The organism is Microbacterium paraoxydans, assembly GCF_020524545.1.
Classification (GTDB): Bacteria; Actinomycetota; Actinomycetes; order Actinomycetales; family Microbacteriaceae; genus Microbacterium; species Microbacterium paraoxydans_C.
This window is the reverse complement of sequence record NZ_JAIVLG010000001.1, coordinates 669,414-693,056: the sequence shown is the minus strand read 5'-3', so window position 1 is coordinate 693,056 and position 23,643 is coordinate 669,414. Positions and strand designations below refer to the sequence as shown.

Annotated in this window: 23 protein-coding genes and 1 tRNA gene; 11 read left to right on the top strand and 13 right to left on the bottom strand. The window is 68.2% G+C overall.

Annotated elements, in window-relative coordinates; genetic code table 11:
* Nucleotides 1–36 precede the first annotated feature (36 nt).
* Both LC041_RS03430 and LC041_RS03425 read right to left on the bottom strand, forming a co-directional pair.
* Nucleotides 37–109, bottom strand: a tRNA-Thr gene (locus tag LC041_RS03430).
* A 41-nt stretch (nucleotides 110–150) separates the two neighbouring features.
* Nucleotides 151–1,089, bottom strand: a complete 939-nt coding sequence (locus LC041_RS03425; RefSeq protein WP_226531552.1) for a DsbA family protein — start codon at nucleotides 1,087–1,089, stop codon at nucleotides 151–153.
* A gap of 232 nt (nucleotides 1,090–1,321) precedes the next feature.
* On the opposite strand from LC041_RS03425, the gene LC041_RS03420 reads away from it, so the two are divergent.
* Entirely contained in the window at nucleotides 1,322–2,425 is a 1,104-nt protein-coding gene (locus LC041_RS03420; protein ID WP_226531551.1) for an ABC transporter ATP-binding protein, read from the top strand.
* A gap of 91 nt (nucleotides 2,426–2,516) precedes the next feature.
* Nucleotides 2,517–3,821 carry a DUF4032 domain-containing protein gene (locus LC041_RS03415; protein WP_226531550.1) on the top strand — a complete coding sequence of 435 codons (1,305 nt, stop codon included), beginning with the start codon at nucleotides 2,517–2,519 and terminating at the stop codon, nucleotides 3,819–3,821.
* Between the two features lie 10 nt (nucleotides 3,822–3,831).
* Here LC041_RS03415 and LC041_RS03410 read toward each other — a convergent pair whose 3' ends face one another.
* The 5 genes from LC041_RS03410 to LC041_RS03390 all read right to left on the bottom strand — a co-directional run bounded on the left by LC041_RS03410 (nucleotide 3,832) and on the right by LC041_RS03390 (nucleotide 8,772).
* Entirely contained in the window at nucleotides 3,832–4,473 is a 642-nt protein-coding gene (locus LC041_RS03410; protein WP_226531549.1) for an NAD(P)-dependent oxidoreductase, read from the bottom strand.
* 25 nt (nucleotides 4,474–4,498) lie between these two features.
* Complete coding sequence (rlmB, locus tag LC041_RS03405) at nucleotides 4,499–5,512, bottom strand: 23S rRNA (guanosine(2251)-2'-O)-methyltransferase RlmB (protein ID WP_226531548.1); 1,014 nt, start codon at nucleotides 5,510–5,512, stop codon at nucleotides 4,499–4,501.
* Complete coding sequence (cysS, locus tag LC041_RS03400) at nucleotides 5,505–6,908, bottom strand: cysteine--tRNA ligase (protein WP_226531547.1); 1,404 nt, start codon at nucleotides 6,906–6,908, stop codon at nucleotides 5,505–5,507. Before cysS ends, rlmB begins: the two co-directional genes overlap by 8 nt.
* 83 nt (nucleotides 6,909–6,991) lie before the next feature.
* Nucleotides 6,992–8,218, bottom strand: a complete 1,227-nt coding sequence (ispD, locus tag LC041_RS03395; protein WP_226531546.1) for a 2-C-methyl-D-erythritol 4-phosphate cytidylyltransferase — start codon at nucleotides 8,216–8,218, stop codon at nucleotides 6,992–6,994.
* A gap of 71 nt (nucleotides 8,219–8,289) precedes the next feature.
* Complete coding sequence (locus LC041_RS03390) at nucleotides 8,290–8,772, bottom strand: CarD family transcriptional regulator (protein ID WP_226531545.1); 483 nt, start codon at nucleotides 8,770–8,772, stop codon at nucleotides 8,290–8,292.
* A gap of 135 nt (nucleotides 8,773–8,907) precedes the next feature.
* On the opposite strand from LC041_RS03390, the gene LC041_RS03385 reads away from it, so the two are divergent.
* Nucleotides 8,908–9,438 carry a DNA modification methylase gene (locus LC041_RS03385; RefSeq protein WP_226531544.1) on the top strand — a complete coding sequence of 177 codons (531 nt, stop codon included), beginning with the start codon at nucleotides 8,908–8,910 and terminating at the stop codon, nucleotides 9,436–9,438.
* Between the two features lie 55 nt (nucleotides 9,439–9,493).
* Here LC041_RS03385 and LC041_RS03380 read toward each other — a convergent pair whose 3' ends face one another.
* Both LC041_RS03380 and LC041_RS03375 read right to left on the bottom strand, forming a co-directional pair.
* A complete protein-coding gene (locus LC041_RS03380; RefSeq protein WP_226531543.1) occupies nucleotides 9,494–10,177 on the bottom strand; it encodes a response regulator transcription factor in 684 nt (227 codons plus the stop codon).
* Nucleotides 10,174–11,397 carry a sensor histidine kinase gene (locus tag LC041_RS03375; protein WP_226531542.1) on the bottom strand — a complete coding sequence of 408 codons (1,224 nt, stop codon included), beginning with the start codon at nucleotides 11,395–11,397 and terminating at the stop codon, nucleotides 10,174–10,176. Before LC041_RS03375 ends, LC041_RS03380 begins: the two co-directional genes overlap by 4 nt.
* A gap of 216 nt (nucleotides 11,398–11,613) precedes the next feature.
* On the opposite strand from LC041_RS03375, the gene phoU reads away from it, so the two are divergent.
* The gene (phoU, locus tag LC041_RS03370; RefSeq protein WP_226531541.1) at nucleotides 11,614–12,324 is read left to right on the top strand and encodes a phosphate signaling complex protein PhoU; all 711 of its coding nucleotides are present in this window, start codon (nucleotides 11,614–11,616) and stop codon (nucleotides 12,322–12,324) included.
* Between the two features lie 118 nt (nucleotides 12,325–12,442).
* Here the strand turns inward: phoU and LC041_RS03365 are convergent, their stop codons facing one another.
* Nucleotides 12,443–13,192, bottom strand: coding sequence for a phosphoglyceromutase (locus tag LC041_RS03365; protein ID WP_226531540.1), 750 nt, complete (start codon nucleotides 13,190–13,192; stop codon nucleotides 12,443–12,445).
* 58 nt (nucleotides 13,193–13,250) lie between these two features.
* On the opposite strand from LC041_RS03365, the gene LC041_RS03360 reads away from it, so the two are divergent.
* Nucleotides 13,251–14,078, top strand: a complete 828-nt coding sequence (locus LC041_RS03360) for a class I SAM-dependent methyltransferase (RefSeq protein ID WP_226531539.1) — start codon at nucleotides 13,251–13,253, stop codon at nucleotides 14,076–14,078.
* A 2-nt stretch (nucleotides 14,079–14,080) separates the two neighbouring features.
* Here LC041_RS03360 and ygfZ read toward each other — a convergent pair whose 3' ends face one another.
* The 3 genes from ygfZ to LC041_RS03345 form a co-directional block, all read right to left on the bottom strand.
* Nucleotides 14,081–15,211 carry a CAF17-like 4Fe-4S cluster assembly/insertion protein YgfZ gene (gene ygfZ / locus LC041_RS03355; protein ID WP_226531538.1) on the bottom strand — a complete coding sequence of 377 codons (1,131 nt, stop codon included), beginning with the start codon at nucleotides 15,209–15,211 and terminating at the stop codon, nucleotides 14,081–14,083.
* A 1-nt stretch (nucleotide 15,212) separates the two neighbouring features.
* A complete protein-coding gene (locus LC041_RS03350) occupies nucleotides 15,213–15,815 on the bottom strand; it encodes an FABP family protein (RefSeq protein WP_226531537.1) in 603 nt (200 codons plus the stop codon).
* Between the two features lie 149 nt (nucleotides 15,816–15,964).
* Entirely contained in the window at nucleotides 15,965–16,255 is a 291-nt protein-coding gene (locus LC041_RS03345) for a hypothetical protein (RefSeq protein ID WP_226531536.1), read from the bottom strand.
* A gap of 73 nt (nucleotides 16,256–16,328) precedes the next feature.
* Between LC041_RS03345 and LC041_RS03340 the strand changes: the two genes are divergently transcribed.
* From LC041_RS03340 to pstA, 6 genes are all read left to right on the top strand, one after another.
* Nucleotides 16,329–17,012, top strand: a complete 684-nt coding sequence (locus LC041_RS03340) for a winged helix-turn-helix transcriptional regulator (protein WP_226531535.1) — start codon at nucleotides 16,329–16,331, stop codon at nucleotides 17,010–17,012.
* 51 nt (nucleotides 17,013–17,063) lie between these two features.
* Nucleotides 17,064–19,229, top strand: a complete 2,166-nt coding sequence (locus tag LC041_RS03335; RefSeq protein WP_226531534.1) for an RNA degradosome polyphosphate kinase — start codon at nucleotides 17,064–17,066, stop codon at nucleotides 19,227–19,229.
* Nucleotides 19,226–20,215 carry an NUDIX hydrolase gene (locus tag LC041_RS03330; protein WP_226531533.1) on the top strand — a complete coding sequence of 330 codons (990 nt, stop codon included), beginning with the start codon at nucleotides 19,226–19,228 and terminating at the stop codon, nucleotides 20,213–20,215. Before LC041_RS03335 ends, LC041_RS03330 begins: the two co-directional genes overlap by 4 nt.
* A 150-nt stretch (nucleotides 20,216–20,365) precedes the next feature.
* Complete coding sequence (locus LC041_RS03325) at nucleotides 20,366–21,469, top strand: phosphate ABC transporter substrate-binding protein PstS (protein ID WP_226531532.1); 1,104 nt, start codon at nucleotides 20,366–20,368, stop codon at nucleotides 21,467–21,469.
* Nucleotides 21,470–21,573: 104 nt separating this feature from the next.
* Nucleotides 21,574–22,551 (top strand): phosphate ABC transporter permease subunit PstC, encoded by a 978-nt coding sequence (gene pstC / locus LC041_RS03320; RefSeq protein ID WP_226531531.1) that lies wholly within the window; start codon nucleotides 21,574–21,576, stop codon nucleotides 22,549–22,551.
* 1 nt (nucleotide 22,552) lies between these two features.
* Nucleotides 22,553–23,638 carry a phosphate ABC transporter permease PstA gene (gene pstA, locus LC041_RS03315; RefSeq protein ID WP_226531530.1) on the top strand — a complete coding sequence of 362 codons (1,086 nt, stop codon included), beginning with the start codon at nucleotides 22,553–22,555 and terminating at the stop codon, nucleotides 23,636–23,638.
* Nucleotides 23,639–23,643: the final 5 nt, after the last annotated feature.

Below are 23,643 nucleotides of genomic sequence, written 5' to 3'. Positions count from 1 at the left end.
CTAGATCGATCTCTCCGCTCCCGTCTGGAAGAACAGAGCCGACTACGGGACTCGAACCCGTAACCCCCGTATTACAAGTACGGTGCGCTACCAATTGCGCCAAGTCGGCGGATGCCATCAGCTTAGCGATGGCATCGACCCCCTACCGAATCACGGGGCAGGTGTGGAAGTCGGGGTCGGGGTCGCCGTTTCGCGTGACGCGTCGCTGGCGACACTGAGGACGAACTGGGAGAACTCGGCGGGATCGTCCATCGCACCGACGTAGGCCTCGCCGTTCGCCACGATCATCGGGGTCGCGGTCAGCACAAGGTCGTCGGAACCGGCGAGCGGACCGTCCAGGGCCCGGGTCGTGGCCTCCTTCGCCCAGCCCACGAAGTCGCCGTCCTCGACGCACGAACGGACTGCCTTGCCGTTGGTGACGCCGACGGCGAGAGCGAGGTTCGCGAGGTCTTCGTCCGAGAGGCCGTCGCTGCCGACCTCGGGCTGATCGTCGAGCAGCTCGTGATTGAAGGCGTAGAACTGCTCGGGCGAATGCGTGGCGACGCACGCCGCGGCCGCGGCCGAGCGCAACGAGAACTTGGTCCCGTTCGAGCTGGCGGTGAGCAGCGCCACCGGGTGGTAGCTGACCGTGACCGCGCCTTCCTTGATCCAGCCGGCGAGCTGGCGGGCGTTGGCACGCTCGAACTTGCCCGCGTCGGGCGACAGGTAGTCGACATAGATGTGGATGTCGACCTTCTCGGATGCGGTCGGCTCCGGCGTCGGCGATTCGGAAGCACCGGCATCGCTCGGCTCGGGCGTCGGGGTCGACGGAACCGCAGCGGACCCGGCGAAGGCTTCGATATCGGTGACGACGACACCGTCCGACTCCATGCCGGTGGGCGTGAGCCGCGGCTTGGACACCTGCGACGACACCGCCAGCGTCACTGCGGTGCCGATCGCGCCCACCGCGACCAGCGCCACGGCGCCGATGATGATCCGTCGCATGAGGCGCGCCCGCGACTGCTGGGCGTGCACTCTCTGGGCCTTCTCCCGCACGATCTCGCGTGAATTTCGCGGTGTGGGGACGTTCGGCGTTTCGTCGCTCGACATCGTTCCTCTGTGAGTCTCTCAGGGGGTCCGGGTTGGCCCCGACCGCCGCTCAGCGACGATCGCCGCAGCGCGCGGCCGAGTTCGATGGTAGCGATTCAGGCTGAGAAATACCCAGGTGCCCCCGTTCATGTCATACTGATTCCGACCCAGAGTCGGGTCACGGCGGGCTCACTCCGCCGCTTCATCACTACGGATCGTCCGGCACGTACCTGCCGGTGAAGGAGAAACAACGATGGCATCTGTGACTTTCGACGAGGCCACCCGCCTGTACCCCGGTGGAACCCGTCCCGCTGTCGACAAGCTGAACCTCGAGGTCGGTGACGGCGAGTTCCTCGTCCTCGTCGGACCTTCTGGATGCGGTAAGTCGACCTCCCTCCGCATGCTGGCCGGCCTCGAAGAGGTCAACGCCGGCCGCATCCTCATCGGCGACCGTGACGTGACCGACGTCCCGCCGAAGGACCGCGACATCGCGATGGTCTTCCAGAACTACGCGCTCTACCCGCACATGACGGTCGCCGAGAACATGGGCTTCGCCCTGAAGATCGCGGGCGTCGGCAAGGAAGAGCGTGCGGCACGAGTGCTCGAAGCCGCCAAGCTGCTCGACCTCGAGCCCTACCTGACCCGCAAGCCGAAGGCCCTGTCGGGCGGTCAGCGTCAGCGTGTCGCCATGGGTCGCGCCATCGTGCGTCAGCCGCAGGTGTTCCTCATGGACGAGCCGCTGTCGAACCTCGACGCCAAGCTGCGCGTGCAGACGCGTACGCAGATCGCCTCGCTGCAGCGCCGTCTCGGTGTCACCACGGTCTACGTCACCCACGACCAGACCGAGGCTCTGACCATGGGTGACCGCATCGCGGTGCTCAAGGACGGCCTTCTCCAGCAGGTGGGCTCCCCGCGCGACCTGTACGAGAAGCCGAACAACGTCTTCGTGGCCGGCTTCATCGGCTCGCCTGCCATGAACCTGTTCCCCGCCGACCTCGCCGATGGCGGCATCCGCTTCGGGTCCGAGATCGTTCCGCTCGACCGCGACACGGTCGGCCGCGCGAACGGCAGCCAGGTCACGGTGGGTGTGCGCCCCGAGGACATCACGGTCGGACCGGCCGACGGCAAGGGCCTCCCCGTCGTCGTCGATCTGGTCGAAGAGCTCGGTGCCGACGGCTACCTCTACGGCCACACCGAGATCAACGGCAAGCGCAGCGACATCGTCGCCCGCGTCGACGGCCGCAACCACCCGAACGCCGGCGAGACCGTCACCCTCGCGGCGAACCCGGGGCACGTGCACGCCTTCGACATGGAGTCCGGCGACCGCCTGAACGACAAGCCGGTCGTCTCCGTCTGATCGGATCCACAGACGCGGCGCAGGTTGACTTCGGTCGCCTGCGCCGCGTCTCTTTCTGTCTCCGTCATCACACCCGCGTTCAGGGAGCACCATGCAGGATTCCTTGCGGATCACCGCGAGCACGATCGATCCGGGCCTGCTGGCCCTCCCCTGGTCCACGACGCTGGCGAAGTGGCCCTCGGAGTACATCGTGTCCCTCCCGAAGGGCCTCTCCCGCCACCTGGTGCGCTTCGCAGACCTCTCCGGCCGCGTCATCGCGGTGAAGGAGACCACGGCGGAGATGGCCCAGCGCGAGTACGACATGCTCGGGAACCTAGCTCGACTCGACGTTCCCTGCGTCGACCGCGTCGCCGTGATCGCGGGACGCACCGACGCGGACGGGGAGCCCCTGCCTGCCGCCCTCGTGACGGCACATCTGCGCTTCTCGATGCCCTACCGAGCACTGTTCACGCGCGTCCTGCGTCCGGACACGGCCACCCGGCTCGTGGACGCCTTGGCCCTCCTCCTGGTGCGCCTGCACAACGTCGGCTTCTACTGGGGCGATGTCTCCCTGTCGAACACACTGTTCCGTCGCGACGCCGGGGCCTTCGCCGCCTATCTGGTCGACGCCGAGACGGGTGAACTGCATGAGGAAGGACTGACCGACGGCCAGCGCGCCTACGACCTGGACCTCGCCCGCACGAACATCGCCGGGGAGATCATGGACCTCGCGGCCGGCGGTCGCTTGGAGCACGGTGTGGACGCCATCGCGATCGCAGACGGCATCGTGTCGTCGTATCGCTCGCTGTGGGCGGAGCTGACCGCTCAGGAATCGTTCTCGGCCGCCGAGACATGGCGCATCACGGAACGCGTCGAACGCCTCAACGCGCTGGGCTTCGACATCGACGAGATGTCCATGTCGACGACGGCGGACGGCACCGTCGTCGAGATCCAGCCGAAGGTGGTGGACGCCGGCCACCACCAGCGCCGCCTGATCCGGCTGACGGGCCTCGATGTCGAAGAGAATCAGGCCAGACGCCTGCTCAACGACCTCGACGAGTTCCGCGCCCGTTCGACGAAGCAGTGGTCCGACGAGGAGATGTACGCGCACGAGTGGCTCACTCGGGTCTTCGAGCCCGTCGTCCGCGCAATCCCGTACGAGTTGCGCGCAAAGCTGGAGCCCGCGGAGGTGTTCCACCAGGTGCTCGAGCATCGGTGGTACCTGTCACAGGCACAGGGACGCTCCGTGCCGCTCGCGGAGGTCCTGACGAGTTACATCAACGAGGTGCTGCGCCACCGCCGTGACGAGGCGACCATCATGGGCCCGCCGACCGAGACCATGAGCCTGCCCGTCATCACCGGAGTGACTCCCGTCGCCGACGACGACGAGGACATCGACTGGCGCGACCTGGTCTGAGCACGCGGGGTCAGTAGCCGACCGTGAAGCGCTCGCGGTGGTGATTCCCCTGCTCGATCTCGTCGACCACGGCCATCGCGAAGTCCGCGCCGGAGATGAAGGAGTTCCCCTCGGCATCGCGGACGATCACGTCGCCGCCGTCGCGGTAGTGTCCGGTGCGCTCCCCCTCGGCCCAGGGGCCGAAGACCTCGGCAGGGTGGATGAAGAACCAGTCGAGGTCCTCGTCCGTGCTCTCCAGGAACGCGAGGGAATCGATGCCGACCTGCGCCTCGTGCTTGTACTCCTCAGGGAAGCCCTGATCGAACAGGCGCGGTCCGCCCGGGGCGACGAGGCTGCCACCTGCTCCGCCGACCACACCGAGTCTCGTCGGCGTACCCGCGAGCTGCGCGACGAGAGTGGTCAACGCCTCCAACGCGCGATCGGCCATGTCCCCTCGCGGCGAGAGCGCCGAGACGACCGCATCCGCGCCGACGAAGGCATCCGCGAGCGGAGCCGGGTCCAGCGCGGAGCCCTGCACGTAGGCCGCACCTGCCACCGGGTCCGTCGGCGCCGAGCGCGAGATGGCGATCACGGCATGCCCTCGGCTCACCGCCTCGGAGACGATGTGACGACCGGCGTACCCGGTTCCTCCGACGACGACGATGCGAGACATGGTGGACCTTTCTCCGGATGTGCGGCTAGGACTGGTTGGCGGCGCGGACCGTCGCCACCTGATACAGCGCGACCGACGTCGCGATACCGGCATTCAGCGACTCCGTCGCGGCGGAGATCGGAATCGAGACGATCTGGTCGCACGTCTCGGTGACGAGCCGCGAGAGCCCCTTCCCTTCCGAACCCACGACGATCACCACGGGACGGTCGGCGAGCTGCAGGTCGGGAAGCGATACCTCGCCACCGCCGTCCAAACCGAGCACGAAAACGCCCTGCTTCTTGAATTCCTTGAGCTGCGTCGTGAGATTCGTCGCGAGGGCGACCGGGATCCGCGCGGCGGCACCCGCACTGGTCTTCCAGGCCGCGGAGTTCACGCCCGCGGAGCGGCGCTGCGGCAGGATGATGCCGTGTCCGCCGAATGCGGCTGCGGATCGGATGATCGCTCCGAGGTTGCGGGGATCGGTGACACCGTCCAGAGCCACGAACAGCGGCACCTCGCCCTTGTCGATGACCGTTTCCAAGAGGTCCTGCGGGTGGGCGTATTCGTACGGCGGCACCTTGATGGCGACCCCCTGGTGCACACCGTCGAAGCCCGCCATGCGGTCGAGCTCCTGCCGGGTGACCTCCATCACGGGGATGCCGCGATGGGTCGCGATCGACAGCATCTCCTTGACGCGGTCGTCCATCTCCACGCGCTGCGCGATGTAGAACGCCGTCGCGGGGATCTTTGCCCGGAGCGCCTCGAGCACCGAGTTGCGCCCGGTGACGGTCTCGGTGTCGGTGGTGTTGTCCTTCGCCCTGGCGGAGCGGTTGGGGTTGCCGCCCGAGGTCTGGCGCTGACCGCCGGGCTTGCCCTTGCCGCCGGACGCCGCGTAGCGCTCAGCTGCAGCCTTGCGCTTGCCCGCGGGGTGCCAGGCGCGGTCCTCCGCTTTCGGGGTCGGCCCCCGGCCCTCGAGCGCCTTGCGCCCGAGTCCGCCCGTGCCCTTGGTCGGGCCCTTCTTCTTGCCGTTGCTGGCGCCGGGGCGCTGTGGCTTAGCCATCGATACTCCAATGGGTTCCGGCCGGAGTGTCCTCCAGCGTGATTCCTGCGGCGGCGATCGCGTCTCGGATGCGATCCGCCGCCGCCCAGTCTTTGTCAGCGCGAGCCTGCGCGCGCTGGGTGATCATCGTCTGGACGAGCGCGTCCAGAGTACGGTGCTCGGCGAGGTCTGCCCCGCCGGATACGAGCTCGTCGATTCCGAGGAGACGGGTCATCGCTTCCACCTGGGCGAATGCGGCCCTGGCCTCGTCGTCCGACCCGGCGTCGAGCGCCGAGTTCCCGCGGCGCACGGTGTCGTGCAGCACGGCCAGCGCCTGGGGGACCCCCAGGTCGTCGTCCATGGCGTCCGCGAACGCCTCGGGAACAGCGCCGCCCGCTGCACCGTCGGTTGCAGCGGGAACCGACCGCCGGACACGAGCGACGAAGGTGTCGATTCGTGCCAGCGCAGCCTCGGCCTCCACCCACGACGACTCGCTGAGGTCGAGGCTCGATCGGTAGTGCGCAGCCGCGAGCGCGTAGCGCACGACCCGCGGGTCATGCGCCGAGAGCACGTCCGCCGCGAGAGTGAAGTTCCCCAGCGACTTGGACATCTTCTGCCCGGCGACGGTCACGAGTCCGTTGTGCACCCAGTAGCGGGCGAAGCCGTCGCCCGCCGCCGTCGACTGCGCGAGCTCGTTCTCGTGATGCGGGAACCGCAGGTCGAGTCCGCCGCCGTGGATGTCGAATTCCGCGCCGAGGTACCGCTTCGCCATGGCGGAGCACTCGATGTGCCAGCCGGGACGACCCGCACCCCACGGCGAGGCCCAGGTCGCGTCGGCGGGTTCCTCCGGCTTGGCGCCCTTCCAGAGGGCGAAGTCCTGCGGGTTCCGCTTGCCGCGGGGGTCGGCGTCCTCGGCGGGTTCCATCGCGTCGACGGACTGATTCGTGAGGGAGCCGTACTCGGACCAGGAGCGCACATCGAAGTACACGTCGCCCGAGCCGTCGGAGGCCGGGTACGCGTGACCGCGTGCGATCAGAGTCGCGATCAGCTCCTGCATCTGAGGCACGGATGCCGTGGCGCGTGGCTCGTAGGTGGGAGGAAGGATGCCGACACCGGCATACGCCGCCGTGAACTCCTGCTCCATCCGATACGCCAGCGCCCACCACGGCTCGGCATCCGTCGCGTTGGCGAGCACCTTGTCGTCGATGTCGGTCACGTTGCGCACGAAGGTGACCCGACCGTACCGGTAGGCCAACCAGCGACGCAGCAGATCGAAGCTCAGCGCCGCGCGGACGTGACCGATGTGGGGTCCGGATTGCACCGTGGGTCCGCACACGTACATCGTGATGTTCTCGGGATCGAGAGGCACGAAGTCACGCAACACCGCAGCGCGGGTGTCGTAAAGGCGGAGAGTCACCGCTCAAGCCTACTCGGGGACTGCTGGGCGACCACTCCGCGAGGACGATTCCGGCCGCTTGTGACGTTCTCGCTTTCCGCGCGTCAGCTGTTCCGCGGATCGACGGGCACCACGAGGGCCACCGCCGTCACCGCGATGCCCTCGCCGCGCCCCGGAAAGCCCAGCCGGTCGGTCGTCGTCGCCGTGACGGATACCGGAGCGCCCAGCACCGACGACAGGATGCCCTCCGCCTCGGCACGTCGAGGGCTGAAACGGGGCTTGTTGCCCTGCAGTTGCACGGAGACATTGCCGATCTCGAAGCCCGCGTCGGCCAGCAGCTCTCGCGTGCGCGCCAGGAAGACATCCGCATGCGCTCCGGCATACTCCGGATGCGAGGTGCCGAAGTGCTCGCCGATGTCTCCGAGACCGGCGGCACCGAGGAGGGCATCGACGATCGCGTGCGCGACGGCATCCCCGTCGGAGTGTCCGGACAGGGGCTGCTCCCCGGGCCATTCCACGCCCGCGAGCCAGAGGTTCCCCTCGCCGCCGAACGCATGCACATCGGTGCCCACGCCGATGCGAGGGGTGACCGGATGCGTGCGCGGCGCCTCCTGCGGTGCGGGTACCGTCGATGATGCGCCGAGGAGCTGCCTGGCGCGATCGAGGTCATCGGGTGTGGTGATCTTGAACGCCCGGGCAGAACCGTCGATGTGCCGCACCGCGTGACCTGCCGCTGCGAACAGCGCCGCATCGTCGGTGTACTCGGCGCCTGCGGACGTGGCTCGTGCGTAGGCCTCTACGAGCGCGAGACGGGGAAAGCCCTGCGGCGTCTGCGCCGCAGCGAGCTCGGAACGGTCGACGGCAGCCACCACGGCACCGTCCGCGACCTTCTTGAGCGTGTCGACCACGGGAAGCGCCGGCACCACTCCCTCCCGCGCCGTGACGGCACGGGCGACCGCGTCGATCTGGGACGGCGGCGTGAGCGCGCGGGCCGCGTCGTGCACGAGCACGGTCGTCACGTCCCCCCACAAGGCGTCGAGCCCCGCGGCGACGGACTGCTGGCGCGTCGCGCCGCCGGTGACGACACGACCGAGGTCTCGTCGATCTCCTGCGGCGGCCTGGAGCTCTGCCAACGCATCACCTTCGTATCCCGCGGGCGCGACGACGACGACCTGAGCAGGCAGGGCTGCGAACACGCCGTCCAGGGCATGCCGGAGGATCGAATGCGCATCGATCCCGACGAGGGCCTTCGGCGCCCCCGCGTCCAGCCGCGTGCCGGAACCGGCGGCGACGACGATGATCGCGATGTCGGGGACAGGAAGAAGGGTCACCCTCTCACGCTACCGCGTGGCAGAGACGACGAAGGGGCGGATGCCGCAGCATCCGCCCCTTCGTCGAGAACTCAGGAGGCGAGGACCTCGTCGAGCAGTGCGCCCGCCTTGTCCTCGTCGGTCTTCTCCGCGAGTGCGAGCTCGGAGATGAGGATCTGACGAGCCTTCGCCAGCATCCGCTTCTCGCCCGCCGACAGCCCGCGGTCCTGATCCCGACGCCACAGGTCGCGGACGACCTCGCTCACCTTGATGACGTCGCCGGAGGCGAGCTTCTCGAGGTTCGCCTTGTATCGGCGGGACCAGTTCGTGGGTTCCTCGGTGAAGGGAGCACGCAGCACCTCGAACACGTGGTCGAGGCCTTCTTTCCCGATCACATCGCGGACGCCGACCAGGTCGACGTTCTCGGCGGGAACCTCGATGACGAGATCGCCCTGGGTGACGTTGAGCTTCAGATATTTCTTCGCCTCACCCTTGATGATGCGCTCCTTGACCTCGATGATGGTCGCAGCGCCATGGTGGGGATAGACGACGGTTTCGCCAACCTCAAAAAGCATAAAAACGTGTCCTTTCGGCAACCTCAAGGATACCACAGGGCAGATGCGCTAAGGTTCGCGCCCCGGGTCCGCAGAGTCGCTCACGACTTACCCATAGAATGGATGCGGATATCCCGCCGGACCTCAGGAGGACCCGTGAAATCGCGCCTTGTTGCGTCTGCAGCCCTCAGCGCCCTCGTTCTGCTCGGCGCGACCGGGTGCACGTTCATCACCCCGCAGTCGACGAAGATCGAGTACCCGGCCTCCGACGGCGTGAACATCTCCGACGCCGACGGCCCGCTCGACGTGCGCAACGCCCTCGTGATCGCGACGGAGGACGGTTCGATCGGCAACTTCATCGCCGCCGTGGTCAACCCCACCGATGAGAGCGCCACCCTCACGATCTCCGTCGGAGACGACAACGACTTCAAGCTCACTGTTCCCGCGGGCGAGACGAAGAGCCTGGGTGCCGACGAGGAGCCGCTGCGCATCGTCGGGCTCGACACCAAGCCCGGGGCGACGGTGGAGATGCACTTCCAGTCCGGTGACTCCGTCGGCGTCAAGGCCGACGTTCCCGTCCTGGACGGCTCCCTCCCCTACTACTCGGACCTCGTCCCCTCGGAGTCGGTGCGCACCTTGCCCACGCCGATGCCGACCGACACCGCGGCGCCTGCTCCCTCGGAGTGACCCCGCGTCGAACGCAGAGGAGGCCGGCACCCACGGGTGCCGGCCTCCTCTGCGTTCAGCCCTCGAAGCGGTACCCGAGGCCACGCACCGTGACGAGCATGACCGGCTCACTCGGGTTCTCCTCGATGCGCGAGCGGATGCGCTTGATGTGGACGTCGAGCGTCTTGGTGTCGCCGAAGTAGTCACTCCCCCAGACCCGGTCGATGAGCTGACCGCGCGTGAGGACGCGTCCGGAGTTGCGCATCAGGACCTCGAGGAGCTCGAACTCCTTCAGCGGCATGTTGATCTGCTCCCCGGCGACGGACACGGTGTGCCGATCGATGTCGAGCGAGACCCTGCCGCCGTCGAGCACGCGTTCGTCGAGCTCGCCGTCGGCCTGCACGATCCGGCGCAGCACAGCCCGCATACGGGCGAGCAGCTCGCGCGAGGAGTACGGCTTCGTGATGTAGTCGTCGGCGCCGAGCTCGAGCCCGACCACGATGTCGACCTCGGAGTCCTTCGCGGTGAGCATGATGATCGGCACGGCCGACGTCGAGCGGATCTGACGGCACACCTCGGTGCCGGGCATGCCGGGGAGCATCAGGTCGAGCAGCACGATGTCCGCGCCGCGCTCCCGGAACGCGGAGAGCGCGCCGGGGCCGTCCTCCGCGATCTCCACCTCGTAGCCTTCGCGGCGCAGCAGATACGCGAGCGGGTCGGCGAGGTCGGGCTCGTCCTCGACGAGAAGGATTCGGGTCATGTTCTCTCTCCGTTTCGAACGCGCGCGGATGCCGCAGCCTTGGCGGCCTTGCGCGCACGCTTCTTCTTGCTCTTCTTGCCCGAGTCGCTGTGCTCCGGGGCGTCGATCCGGGGAAGTCGGATCGTGAAGGTGGAACCACGCCCGGGGCGGGACCACAGTCGCACCTCCCCGCCGTGGCGCTGCGTGGCGTGTTTGACGATCGACAGCCCGAGCCCCGTGCCGCCCGTGCGCCGGGAGCGCGCCTCATCCGCCCGGTAGAACCGTTCGAAGATGCGCTCGCGATCCGCTTCCGCGATACCGATGCCCTGATCGGACACCGCGATCTCGACCACACCGTCCTCCGCGCGCACGCCGACTCCCACGCGGGATCCGCGGGGCGAGTAGACGATGGCGTTGGCGATCAGGTTGCCGACCGCCTCGATGAGGATCTGCGCGTCGCCGCGCACCCAGACGCCGCGGTCACCGCCGCGGGCGAGCTCGACGCCGGCGGAATCGGCCTGGACCACGTGGGCCTCGATCGAGGACGCGATGACCTCGTCGATCGACACGGGACCGACCTTGGTCAGACCGTCCTCGGCCTGGAGTCGGGACAGGCTCATGATCCGACCCGTGAGCTGTCCGAGACGCCCGGCCTCCGCAGCGATACGCGCGGCGAAGATGCGCACCTGCGCCGGGTCATCCGCCGCGGACTCGATCGCTTCCGCCAGGAGGCTCACTGCGCCCACCGGCGTCTTCAGCTCGTGACTCGTGTTGGCGACGAAGTCCCGGCGCATCTGGTCGAGACGCTCCTGCTCGGTGACGTCGCGGATGATCAGAAGCACCAGGCGCGTGCCGATCACGCTCGCGCGCGCCGACACGAGTCGCGGATCGAGGCTCAGCCCTCCACGCGTGATCCGCATCGACTCGGTGACGGAGCCTCCGGTGTCGCGAACACCGCGCACGAGCTGACGGAGCTCCGTGTTGTCGAGCGTCGCCCCGACCTCGATGCCGAAGCGGGTCGCGGCCTGTGAGGTGGCGAGGACCATCCCTGAGGTGTCGACGATCGCCGCCGCGTCGTCCATGCTGCCCAGAACGTCGGTGATGCCGGCCGGGACCGCCAGCGATGTCTCCTCCTGGACGCGCGCCCGTGCCCGGTAGGCCCACGCCACGAGCAGGGAGAGGCCGACACCGATCACCAGCCCGATGGCGAGCGAGGACAGCGCGAGCTGCGGCAAGGTCATGTCACAAGCGTAGAGTGCGTTCACCGTCCGTCCGGCGGGTTTCCGCGCCCTGACGGGAACAGGGGAAGTACTATTCACGTGCTGGGCACCGTTCGTTAACCTTCGAAGCGGACAATCGCTTCGGGCTTGTGCGGGAGCACAGACCTGCTCTCCTGCGGACGACCCGCCGCCTCGCGCTGACACAGCCGAGATCCGAATGAAAGGTTGCGCCCCAACATGCGCGAAGTGTTCCACCAGTCCCTCGAGGACCTTCAGAACCGCCTGGTCGAGATCGCCGACCTCGTCACGGTTTCCATCGACAAGGCCACCAGGGCGTTCGCCACGAGCGACGTGGCACTGGCAGAAGAGGTCATCGCCGACGATGCGAAGATCGACGATCTGGCCGTCGCCCTCGACGAGCAGGCGATCGAGATCCTCGCCCGCCAGCAGCCGGTCGCACGCGATCTGCGCATCGTCGTGACGGCTCTGCGCGTGAGCGCCTCGCTCGAGCGCATGGGCGACATGTCGGAGCACATCGCCCAGCTCGCCCGCCTCCGCTTCCCCGAGCGCGCCATCCCGAAGGGCCTCAAGGGCACCTTCGTGAAGATGGGCGAGCTCGACGTCGAGGTCGCCCGCACGCTCTCGGAGCTCCTGCGCACACAGGACCTTCGCTTCGCCGACGCCATCCGCAACGCGGACGACGACGTCGACGAACTGCACGCCACCGTCTTCGAGAAGGTGCTCAGCGACAACTGGAAGGGCGAGGCCACGGCGACCGTCGACGCCACGCTCGCCAGCCGCTACCACGAGCGCTTCGCCGACCACGCGGTGGCCGTCGCGAAGAAGGTCGTCTACCTCTCCACCGGCGACTGGGCGGTCGAGGAGGACGACATCCCCCTCGCCGTCGAACAGCAGGAACTCGAGCAGCAAGAACTCGGGCACGCCTGACGCGCACGTCCCTCGGTCGAGACCCCCGCTGCGCGTCGGCGCCCCTCCTGAATCGCGTGATTCAGGAGGGGCGCCGACGGCGTGAGGGGGTCTCGACCGATCCAGGTGGAGCGGGGACCTACTTCTTGCCCTGCGCAGCCACCGCGGCCGCACCGGCAGCCGCAGCCTCGGGGTCGAGGTAGCGGCCGGGCCCCGTCGGGACGTTGTTCTCGTCGAGCTCGTAGACCAGCGGAATGCCGGTCGGGATGTTCAGCTCGGCGATGTCGGCGTCGCTGATGCCTTCGAGGTGCTTGACCAGGCCGCGCAGCGAGTTGCCGTGCGCGGTGACGAGGACCGTCTTGCCGGCTTCGAGGTCGGGGACGATCGCGCTCTCCCAGTACGGAAGCAGACGGTCGATCACGAGCTTGAGCGACTCCGTGCGGGGCACCTCGCCGTCGATGCCCTGGTAGCGCACGTCGTGCACCTGGCTGAACTCGCTCTCGTCGTCGAGCACGGGCGGGGGAACGTCGAACGACCGGCGCCACAGCTGGAACTGCTCGGGACCGAACTCCTCGAGCGTCTGCGCCTTGTCCTTGCCCTGGAGCGCACCGTAGTGGCGCTCGTTGAGACGCCAGGAGCGGGTCACGGGGATCCACAGACGGTCGGCGGCGTCCAGAGCGATGTTCGCGGTCTGGATCGCGCGACTCAGCATGGAGGTGTGCAGCACATCGGGCAGGATCCCGGACTCGGCGAGCAGCTCACCGCCGCGACGCGCCTCCTTCTCGCCCTGCGCGTTGAGGCGGACATCCACCCAACCGGTGAAGAGGTTCAGTTCGTTCCACTCGCTTCGGCCGTGGCGGAGCAGGATGAGGGTACGGGTCGCAGTCATGTCGCCAGTTTATCCACCCGGGACCTTCGGCCGATCCGGATCCTGGGAGGATGGAGACATGGCGTCATCCCCCCTCGGCCGGCCGACCCGCGGCACGACGGGAACGAACCGACTGCGCCGCAACGATCGCTGGATCGCGCACAGCGACGCGGTGCGCCGCGCACGCGATCCGCTCGTGGTCGACCTCGGCTACGGCGCGAGCGGAGTCACCGCGTTCGAACTCGCGACACGTCTCGTGCGCGTGCGCGACGACGTCGAGGTGCTCGGGCTCGAGATCGACGCCGCCCGCGTCGCCACGGCCGACGCCCAACTCGCGGAAGTGCGCGCCGGCCGGACGCCCTTCGCCGCCGATCTGCCCGTGTCGTTCGCGCGGGGAGGCTTCGAGGTGCCTCTTCCCCGGGGACGCAGACCCGCGGTGATCCGTGCCATGAACGTCCTGCGCCAGTACGACGAGGAAGACGTGGCGGATGCGTGGGCACGGATGAGCGCACGCCTGGCCCCCGGCGGCCTGCTCTTCGAAGGGACCTGTGACGAGATCGGCCGCGTTTCGAGCTGGATCGACGTCGATGCGCACGCCGCGCCGCTGCGCTTCACGATCTCGCTCCGTCTCGCCGATCTCGAACGTCCGAGCATCGTCGCCGAGCGCCTGCCGAAAGCCCTGATCCACCGCAACGTCGGCGGGGAGCGCGTGCACGACCTCCTCGTCGACCTCGACCGGGAATGGGACCGCGCGGCACCCCTGTCGACGTTCGGCGCCACCCAGCGCTTCCTCGCCGCCGTGACAGGGCTGCGCGATCAAGGATGGCCGGTGCTCGGTGGGCGCACCCGCTGGCGTCTCGGCGAGCTCACGCTGCCCTGGGCCGCGGTCGCTCCCCGGGCCGACTGAGTTCAGCTTCCGGCGACGGCGTCGCGCGGGTCCGGTGCCGTGGGCCGCCGAGACAGACGGGTGAGGCGCGGGATGTCCGCGGTGGCCCCCGCGTCCGCAGGGACGATCACCTGCTGCGAGGCGGCGATGTCGATGCCGTCGGCGCGAACCACCAGATCGCCGATCGGCGCGCGCCGGGAGAGGATCGCGAGGGCGATCGGACCGTCTTCGTGATGACGCGCCACCGAGGTCAGGTGCCCGACCTCGTCGTCGCCGGCGAAGACCGCGGCACCGGGCTCGGGAAGGACCGCATCGCTGCCGTCGAGATGGAGCGCTGCCAGACGGCGGGGCGGGTGTCCGAGGTTGTGAACCTTGGCGACGGTCTCCTGGCCGCGGTAACAGCCCTTGTTCAGATGCACCGCGCTGCGGATCCAGTCGGACTCGTGCGGCAGCGAACGCTCGTCGACCTCGGTCGCCCAGCGCGGGCGCCAGGCGGCGACGCGCAGCGCTTCCGCGGCGAGGAGGCCGGCGAGTGCGTCCCGGTCGAGCGATGCGGCGAGAGCATCGGCTGCTTCGTCGGCGAGGATGGCGACCCGCCAGGCGTAGTCGGCGGCCGGATGCTCGACGACCTCGGAGTACTGGTGCCCCCCGGCGCTGATCCGCTGCCATGGATCAGACCAGACCAGGGCGGTGCCGTTCGGGGCGAACGCGGCGGCGGTCACCACCGCTGCCACCCCGCCACCGTCGAGGTATCCGACCAGCACGAGGTCGGGACGGAGGTCGACGGTCGCCTGCGTGCGGAACTTCATCCGCGTCAGCCAGCCCGCAAGCGCCTCGGCGTCTCCGCCGTCGACGATGAGCCAGGTGGATGCGCCGTCGTCGATGACACCGGCCGCGTGCTCCACCCGGCCCTGCGGGTCGAGCACCAGAAGCTCGGTGCTGTCACCGGGGGCCAGCCTGCCCACGTCCTGCGAGGTGATCGAATCGAGCCAGCTCAGCCGCTCGGGGCCCGCCACCTCGATCACGGTGCGATCGCCGAGAGGCGCGAGGGCAGCGCCGTCGGCGAGGCGCCGCTGCTCGCGGAACACGTCGCCGAAGTGAGCGATCAGACCGCCCTCGGAGACGGCACCGTCGATCTGGTCGAAGCCGGACATCTCAGACCTTGGCCAGCCGTGCCGATGCGTGGGAGCGCAGCGGGGTGCCGAGTGCGGCGATGTCCCATGCCCACAGCAGGTGCCCGTCGACGAGGCCGTACATGCGCGAAGAAGCGGTGTGCACCTTCGCGCCGGCGCTGCGCACGACGGCGTCCGAGCCGATGTCGATGCGGGGACCGTTGATCTCGCCGAGGTACAGCTCGAGCGCGCCATCCGCGTGTGCGAGCGAGACTTCGATGGGGAATCCGCCGCTCGGGGCGCGCAGCTCTTCCACGTCGTCGACCGTGCGGGCGACGGCAGGGGCGGTCGGCGGGAGCAGGGCGGGACCGGGATCCGCGTCCGTCGCCGGTCGTGCGAGCCGCCAGAAGCCCGTCTCGGCGAGCAACGCCGCCGCGGGTGCCCCCTCGTCCGTGAGGAACGTGGCGGTGCCGGAGTAGTTCAAGAACGGGCCACCGTCATGACTGAAGCTGACCCGATGGGTGAACTCGCCCTGCAAGCGCTCGTCGCCGACCGGATAGTCGATGACACCGGTGCCCTCCCAGACGCCGATCAGCCACGCGAACGGGACGAGATCGGCCGGAAGGTCGACGGGCAGTTCGATCACGATCGCGTCAGCGCTGGCCGCGGAAGAGGTTGCGCAGCACCACTGCCGAGACGAAGACGATAGCGAGGCTCGCCAGGCCCAGCAGGCCGATGAAGAAGATTTCGAGCGCCATGAGGTCCATGCCCCCACCTTACCGCGCCGCGTCGGTCTCAGGACGGGATCAGCGCCGCGAGACCGAATCCGACCGAGATGAGTCCCATCAGCATCAGGGCGCCGACGACGCTGCTCGCCACACGGAAGATGAATCCCTGGGTGCGGCCGTACCAGAGCTGTACGGCGAAGGAGAGCAGGACGACGCCGCCGAAGCCGACGAGCATCCAGGGAACGCGCCACTCCTCCGACACGAAGATCCCGATCGCGACGGTCGCCACGAACGCCGCCGCCCACACGACGATCACACCGACGAACGCGTTGCGCGGTGCGAGTGCTGGTTCCGTCATGACAACCATTGTTGCGCATCCGCCCCGGTATCATGGCGGCACGACGTCGATCCCACGTCGGTGAGGAGTGCGCGTGGCCCTGGTCCTGGTTCTGACCAATGCTCCGCTCTCGGAGCAGGTCCTGCCCGCCCTTGAGCTGCTGAGTCATAGAGCGCGCCAGATTCCTGCCGAACCCGCGCAGCTGATCAATGCGCCGGACTACGACGTCGTGGTCGTCGACGGACGCCATGATCTCGTCGCCGCGAAGTCGCTGTGCCAGCTGCTGCGCGCCACGGGTCAGGACGCTCCCCTCCTCCTCGTCGTCACCGAGGGCGGCATGAGCGCGCTCTCCGGGGACTGGGGCATCGACGACGTCCTGCTCGTGACCGCGGGACCGGCCGAGATCGACGCGCGCCTCCGACTCGCACTGGCCCGACACGACGAGGTCGCCGAGCCCACGCGCGTGCAGGCGTCCGGTGTCACGATCGACGAGCAGTCCTACTCGGCGAAGCTGCGCGGCAGGCCGCTGGACCTCACCTACAAGGAGTTCCAGCTCCTGCACTTCCTGGCCACGCACCCTTCGCGTGTCTTCACTCGGGAGCAGCTGCTCAGCGAGGTCTGGGGCTACGACTACTTCGGCGGAACCCGCACGGTCGACGTGCACGTACGGCGCCTCAGAGCGAAGCTCGGCGACCAGGAGCAGATCATCGGCACGGTGCGCAACGTCGGCTATCGCTTCAACGTCGACGAGGAGGAGAGCGTCCCCGCGGACCACTGAGGATCGACACCGTTCACACGGGCGTCACCTGGCGGTGCTTAGATGTACCCCATGATCGATCCCGCACTCGCCGACGCCGGTCTCGGTGACGCCGAAGACGACGACTTCGACGCCATCGAGTCCCCGGACTCGCTGCTCCCCGACCACCGCTACCTGGATCGCGAGCTCAGCTGGCTCGCGTTCAATCAGCGCGTGCTGGAGCTCGCGGAGGATTCCTCACTCCCCGAACTCGAGCGGGCGAACTTCCTGGCCATCTTCGCCAGCAATCTCGACGAGTTCTTCATGGTGCGCGTCGCGGGCCTCAAGCGGCGCATCATGACCGGTCTCGCGGTGCCGACGAACATCGGCCGCTCCCCCGTCGATGCGCTGGCCGACATCTCCCGCGAGGCGCACGCACTGCAACTGCGTCACGCGGATGCGTGGAACTCGCTCGTGCGCCCCGCCCTCGCCGAATCCGGCATCGAGATCACCGACTGGTCCGAACTCACAGACGGCGAGCGCTCCGCCCTGTCCGACTACTTCCAGGCCCAGGTGTTCCCGGTGCTGATGCCGCTCGCCGTCGACCCGGCGCACCCGTTCCCCTACATCTCCGGCCTCTCGCTGAACCTCGCGATCCGCATCCGCAACGCCCGCACCGGCCGCCAGGAGTTCGCGCGCATCAAGGTCCCGCCGATGCTCCCCCGTTTCGTCGAGGTGCCCGGCACCGGCGAGATCAAGCGCTTCCTTCGGTTGGAAGAACTCATCGCCAACCACCTGGGCGACCTGTTCCCCGGCATGGAGGTGCTCGACCATCACGCGTTCCGCCTCACACGCAACGAAGACGTGGAGATCGAGGAGGACGAGAGCGAGAATCTCATCCAGGCACTGGAGGCCGAGCTGCTGCGCCGTCGGTTCGGCCCGCCGATCCGACTCGAGATCACCGATGACATGGATGACGTCACGATGGATCTGCTGGTCCGCGAGCTCGACATCACGGACCTCGAGGTCTACCGCCTCCCCGGGCCTCTCGACCTCCGCGGACTCTTCGACCTCTCGCGCATCGACCGCCCGGATCTGCGATACCCGCCGCACCTGCCCACCACGGCCGTGGCCTTCCAGCCCGCAGGATCGAGCGCACGCGCCGACATCTTCAAGGCGATCCGCAAGTCGGACGTGCTCGTCCACCACCCGTACGAGTCGTTCACCACGAGCGTGCAGGCCTTCCTGGAGCAGGCTGCGCAGGATCCGCACGTGCTCGCCATCAAACAGACGCTGTACCGCACGTCCGGCGACAGCCCCGTCGTGCAGGCCCTGATCGACGCCGCCGAGGCCGGCAAGCAGGTGCTCGCCCTGGTCGAGGTGAAGGCCCGGTTCGACGAAGCCAACAACATCGTCTGGGCGCGCAAGCTCGAAAAGGCCGGCGTGCACGTCGTCTACGGCCTCGTGGGGCTCAAGACGCACTGCAAACTCGCCCTGGTCATCCGCGAGGAAGAAGGGATGCTGCGTCACTATTCGCACGTCGGCACCGGCAACTACAACCCCAAGACCAGCCGCATCTACGAGGACTTCGGGCTCTTCACCGCCGACGCGCAGGTCGGCAAGGATCTGACGCGCCTCTTCAACGAGTTGAGCGGCTATGCCATCGAGAAGAAGTTCAAACGACTCCTCGTCGCCCCGCTCCACCTCCGCAAGGGCCTGATCCGCCAGATCGACGCCGAGCGCAAGAACGCGGAGGCCGGCATTCCCGCCCACATCCGCATCAAGGTGAACTCGATGGTCGATGAGGAGATCATCGACGCGCTGTATCGCGCGAGTGCCGCGGGTGTGAAGGTCGACGTCTGGGTGCGCGGCATCTGCAGCCTGCGCACCGACCTCGACGGCATCAGCGAGAACATCACGGTGCGCAGCATCCTCGGCCGCTACCTCGAGCACTCGCGGATCTTCGCCTTCGAGAACGCCGGCGATCCGCAGGTATACATCGGCAGCGCGGACATGATGCACCGCAACCTCGACCGTCGCGTGGAAGCACTGGTGCGCGTGACCGACCCCGCCCACCTCAAGGAGCTGCACACCTTCTTCGACCTGGCGATGAACGACGGCACCTCGTCGTGGCACCTCGGCGCGGAGGGCGTGTGGGAGCGCCACGCCGTGGATGCCGACGGAAAGCCCCTGATCGACCTGCAGGATAAGACCATGGGGTTGATCCAGCGGCGCCGCCGCGCACGGGCGGTTCGATGACCGGGCGGCAGTTGCAGCTCCCGCCGGACTCCGAGACGGGTTCCAAGTGGGCCGACAAGGCGGTCTATGCCGCGGGCGCCGTGGTCTGGCGGATCGTCGACGGCAAGTTGCGGATCCTCCTGATCCACCGCACCAAGTACCGGGACGTCACCTTGCCCAAGGGGAAGGTCGATCCCGGCGAGATGCTCGCCGAGACGGCGGTGCGCGAGGTGCACGAGGAGACCGGCATCCGCGTGTCCCTCGGTGTTCCTGTCGGAGTGAGCCGCTACCACCTCGCCTCCCGCAAGCAGAAGGTCGTGCATTACTGGGCGGCCGAGGCGACGGAGGCCGCGATCCGCGAGTCCACGTTCGTGCCCAACAAAGAGATCGCGGCGCTCGAATGGGTCAGCGTGAAGAAGGCGCGAAACCGACTGAGCTATCCGGTCGACCTGGAGATCCTCGACTTCTTCGCCAACCTGATCGATGACGGTGTCCTGCGCACCTTCCCGCTGATCGTGCTGCGCCATGCGAAGGCGCTCTCGCGCTCGGACTGGGACCGCTCGGATGCCGCGCGCCCGCTCACCGAGCGCGGCCGCACCCAGGCGAAGTCGATCGTCGGACCGTTGCGCGCCTTCGGTGTGCGCAAGATCGTCACGAGTGACGCAGTGCGCTGTGTCGCGACCGTCACACCGCTCGCGAAGGCCCTCGACCGGAAGCCGGTGCAGACGGAGAAGATCAGCCAGGACGCGTGGGAAGACGGCGGCGCGGATCTCCGATCCGTGGTCGGCCGACGTGTGCGGTCCGGAAAGCCGGCCGTGCTGTGCAGCCACGGCCCTGTGCTGCCGGGGCTCCTCTCGGAGATCGCGCTCGCGACCGGCACAGTCTCCGGGTCTTATCTCAGCAGTGCCGCCGACCTCGAGCCCGCCGCGTTCTCCGTCGTGCACCTCTCGTCCACGAACCCCGGTTCCGGCATCATCGCGATCGAGACCCACACCCCGAAGGTCTGAACCGCCGCGACTTCTCGCGGCAGCACCCCAGAGAGTCGCCCGTCGTTCACCTGCCGTTCACCTGCTCGGGAGAGTCTCGTTAACCGTCGCCCATAGCGTCACTGTGTGCCCTGCACCGGGCCCCACCCATCCAAGATCGAAGGATTCACAGTGAAGATCTCCCGAATCGCACGAATCGGCGCCATCGGCGCCGTCGCCGCTCTTGCTCTCGCCGGTTGCGCCGCGAACGAAGCCGGCAGCGGCGGCTCCACCGACGAGCCCACCGAGTCCTCGCTCTCCGGCACCATCGACGCCACCGGCGCGTCCTCGCAGGCTGCCGCGCAGGAAGCCTGGGTCGCCGCGTTCCAGACCGCGAACCCCGATGTGACCGTCAACTACGAGCCCACCGGCTCCGGCACGGGTCGCGAGAACTTCCTCGAAGGCGGCAGCAACTTCATCGGCTCCGACCGCGCGTTCAACGACGAAGAGGTGGCCGCCGGCGGCTTCGGCGCCTGCACCACCGACGACATCATCGAGGTCCCGCTCTACATTTCGCCGGTCGCCGTCGCGTTCAACCTCGAAGGCGTCGACTCCCTCAACCTGGACGCCGCGACCATCGCAGGCATCTTCGCCGGCACCATCTCCAACTGGAACGCCCCGGAGATCGCTGCTCTGAACGACGGCGTCGAGCTGCCCGACCTGGCTATCTCGCCCGTGCACCGCTCCGACCCCTCGGGCACGCAGGAGACGTTCACCAAGTACCTCAACGCCACCGCCGGTGACGTCTGGACGTACGAGCCGGCCGACGTGTGGCCGATCCAGGGCGGCGAGGCCGCACAGGGGACCTCCGGTGTGAAGCAGGCCATCACCGCGGGCAACGGCGCGATCGGCTTCCTCGACGCGTCGCAGGCCGACGGCCTCGGACAGGTCGCCGTGGGCGTGGACGGGGACTTCGTGGCCTACTCCGCCGAGGCGGCCGCCAAGCTCGTCGAGAACTCGCCGCTGGTCGAGGGCCGCGGCGAAGGCGACCTCGTCTTCGACGTCGACCCCTCCACCGCTTCGGACGGGGCCTACCCGATCGCCCTGGTCAGCTACCTGATCGGCTGCGAGCAGTACGAGGACAGCAACGTCGCGGAGCTCGTGAAGGAGTACTTCACGTACATCGCGAGCGCCGAGGGCCAGGACGCCGCCGCCGAGAACGCCGGCAGCGCACCGATCTCGGACGGCCTGCGCGATCAGGTCCTCGCCGCGATCGACCTGATCCAGGTCGGCTGATCACGCCGACACGCTGACACGGTGCCCCCGCGTCCCGACGGGGCGCGGGGGCACCTCCCGGTCAGTATCCGATCCACATCGACCCGGCCCGAAACAGGGAGATCATGAGCACGACCGCGCAGGCGCCGACACCGACGCCGACCAAGGCGCCGCCCGCCCCGATCAAAGGCAAGCAGCGGCTCGGCGACCGGATCTTCTCCGGTACGGCACTCGGGGCGGGGATCATCATCCTCATCGTCCTCGCGCTGGTCGCCGCCTTCCTCTTCATCCAGAGCCTCCCGGCCTTCGAACTCGACACCAGCGACAACCACATCCTCAAGGGCGAGTCGTTCTGGGTGTACGTGTGGCCGCTGGTGTTCGGCACGTTGTGGGCGTCTTTCATCGCGCTGCTCATCGCCGCGCCGATCGCGATCGGGATCGCCCTGTTCATCTCCCACTACGCCCACCGCCGTCTCGCCGCCGTCCTCGGCTACATCATCGACCTGCTCGCCGCCGTCCCCTCCGTCGTCTTCGGGCTCTGGGGCGGCCTCGTGCTCGCGCCGCTCCTCCAGCCGATCTACGCCTGGTTGAACGAGAACGCCTCCTGGGTGCCCTTCTTCGGTGGCCAGGTGTCCTCGACGGGCAAGACGATCCTCACGGCCGCACTCGTGCTCGCGGTGATGTGCATCCCGATCATGACCGCCATCTGCCGCGAGGTCTTCCTGCAGACGCCGAAGCTCCACGAGGAGGCGGCACTCGCACTCGGTTCCACGCGCTGGGAGATGGTCCGCATGGCGGTGCTGCCCTTCGCGCGCGGCGGCATGGTCTCCGCGGCGATGCTCGCCCTCGGCCGCGCCCTGGGCGAGACGATGGCTGTGACCATGGTGCTCTCTCCGTCCGCGGTCGTCAGCTTCCTGGTGCTCACCGCCACGAACCCCACGCCGATCCCCGCGAACATCGCCCTGGCCTTCCCCGAAGCCCATGACACCGGCGTGAACACACTCATCGCGACCGGCCTCATCCTCTTCGTCGTGACCTTCGCGGTCAATGCGGTGGCGCGCTGGATAGTCGCCCGCCGCGCCGAGTTCTCGGGAGCGAACTGACATGACCACCCTGACCGCCACTCCGGCGAGCACCGCGTCGCTCACCTCGGGCAAGCTCCCCAAGTGGGCTCCGTGGGCGCTGCTCGCGGCGTCGTTCGCCATCTCCGCCGCCATCTTCGGCGTCGCCGCCGCCGGCTCCAGCCTCGCCGACTTCAACATCGTCGGTACCGCGATCGTCGGCATCCTGCTCTACATGGTCATCATCACCGTGATCTCGTCGATCGCGGAGAGCCGGCGGAAGGCCGTCGACCGCCTGATGACGGCGCTCGTCGCCACCGCGTTCCTCATCGCCCTGCTGCCGCTCGTGTCGCTGCTGTGGACCGTCGTCGCCAACGGCATCGAGCGCTTCGACCTCGAGTTCTTCAGCTACTCAATGCGCAACGTCGTCGGCGACGGCGGCGGTATCGTGCACGCCATCTGGGGCACCGTGCTGATCACCCTGACGGCCACGATCATCTCCGTTCCGATCGGTCTGATGACCTCGATCTACCTGGTCGAGTACGGACGGGGCAAGATCGCGAAGGCGATCACCTTCTTCGTCGACGTCATGACGGGCATCCCCTCGATCGTCGCCGGTCTGTTCATCTACGCCGTGTTCGCACTGCTGTTCCGCCCCGGAATCTCGATGGGCATCATGGGCGCCCTCGCCCTCGCCGTGCTGATGACGCCGGTCGTCGTGCGAGGCAGCGAGGAGCTGTTGCGCATCGTCCCGAACGAGCTGCGCGAAGCGTCGTATGCGCTGGGAGTCCCCAAGTGGCTGACCATCCTCAAGGTGGTCCTGCCGACGTCGATCGCCGGCATCATGACGTCGGTCATGCTCGCCATCTCCCGCGTCATCGGTGAAACCGCGCCGCTGCTGCTCACCGCCGGCTTCACGCAGAGCCTCAACACGAACATCTTCAGCGGACAGATGATGACGCTCCCGGTGTTCGCGTACAACCAGTACATGAACCAGGGCACGAACCCGGATGCGTCGATCGCCCGCGCCTGGGCCGCAGCCCTCACCCTCATCCTCATCGTCATGGTGCTGAACCTGCTCGCGCGTCTCATCGCGAAGCTGTTCGCTCCCAAGCTCACCGGCCGCTGAGCACC

What these genes read in the sequence shown, in the direction of transcription:
- ygfZ (WP_226531538.1), bottom strand. Translation starts at nt 15,211, where the DNA reads ATGTCCGGCTTCGACCAGATCGACGGTGCCGTCTCCGAGGGCGGTCTG.
- LC041_RS03380 (WP_226531543.1), bottom strand. Translation starts at nt 10,177, where the DNA reads ATGACCCGAATCCTTCTCGTCGAGGACGAGCCCGACCTCGCCGACCCG.
- LC041_RS03375 (WP_226531542.1), bottom strand. Translation starts at nt 11,397, where the DNA reads ATGACCTTGCCGCAGCTCGCGCTGTCCTCGCTCGCCATCGGGCTGGTG.
- pstC (WP_226531531.1), top strand. Translation starts at nt 21,574, where the DNA reads ATGAGCACGACCGCGCAGGCGCCGACACCGACGCCGACCAAGGCGCCG.
- LC041_RS03420 (WP_226531551.1), top strand. Translation starts at nt 1,322, where the DNA reads ATGGCATCTGTGACTTTCGACGAGGCCACCCGCCTGTACCCCGGTGGA.
- rlmB (WP_226531548.1), bottom strand. Translation starts at nt 5,512, where the DNA reads ATGGCTAAGCCACAGCGCCCCGGCGCCAGCAACGGCAAGAAGAAGGGC.
- LC041_RS03330 (WP_226531533.1), top strand. Translation starts at nt 19,226, where the DNA reads ATGACCGGGCGGCAGTTGCAGCTCCCGCCGGACTCCGAGACGGGTTCC.
- LC041_RS03415 (WP_226531550.1), top strand. Translation starts at nt 2,517, where the DNA reads ATGCAGGATTCCTTGCGGATCACCGCGAGCACGATCGATCCGGGCCTG.
- LC041_RS03360 (WP_226531539.1), top strand. Translation starts at nt 13,251, where the DNA reads ATGGCGTCATCCCCCCTCGGCCGGCCGACCCGCGGCACGACGGGAACG.
- phoU (WP_226531541.1), top strand. Translation starts at nt 11,614, where the DNA reads ATGCGCGAAGTGTTCCACCAGTCCCTCGAGGACCTTCAGAACCGCCTG.
- pstA (WP_226531530.1), top strand. Translation starts at nt 22,553, where the DNA reads ATGACCACCCTGACCGCCACTCCGGCGAGCACCGCGTCGCTCACCTCG.
- LC041_RS03425 (WP_226531552.1), bottom strand. Translation starts at nt 1,089, where the DNA reads ATGTCGAGCGACGAAACGCCGAACGTCCCCACACCGCGAAATTCACGC.
- LC041_RS03335 (WP_226531534.1), top strand. Translation starts at nt 17,064, where the DNA reads ATGATCGATCCCGCACTCGCCGACGCCGGTCTCGGTGACGCCGAAGAC.
- LC041_RS03390 (WP_226531545.1), bottom strand. Translation starts at nt 8,772, where the DNA reads ATGCTTTTTGAGGTTGGCGAAACCGTCGTCTATCCCCACCATGGCGCT.
- LC041_RS03410 (WP_226531549.1), bottom strand. Translation starts at nt 4,473, where the DNA reads ATGTCTCGCATCGTCGTCGTCGGAGGAACCGGGTACGCCGGTCGTCAC.
- LC041_RS03365 (WP_226531540.1), bottom strand. Translation starts at nt 13,192, where the DNA reads ATGACTGCGACCCGTACCCTCATCCTGCTCCGCCACGGCCGAAGCGAG.
- LC041_RS03345 (WP_226531536.1), bottom strand. Translation starts at nt 16,255, where the DNA reads ATGACGGAACCAGCACTCGCACCGCGCAACGCGTTCGTCGGTGTGATC.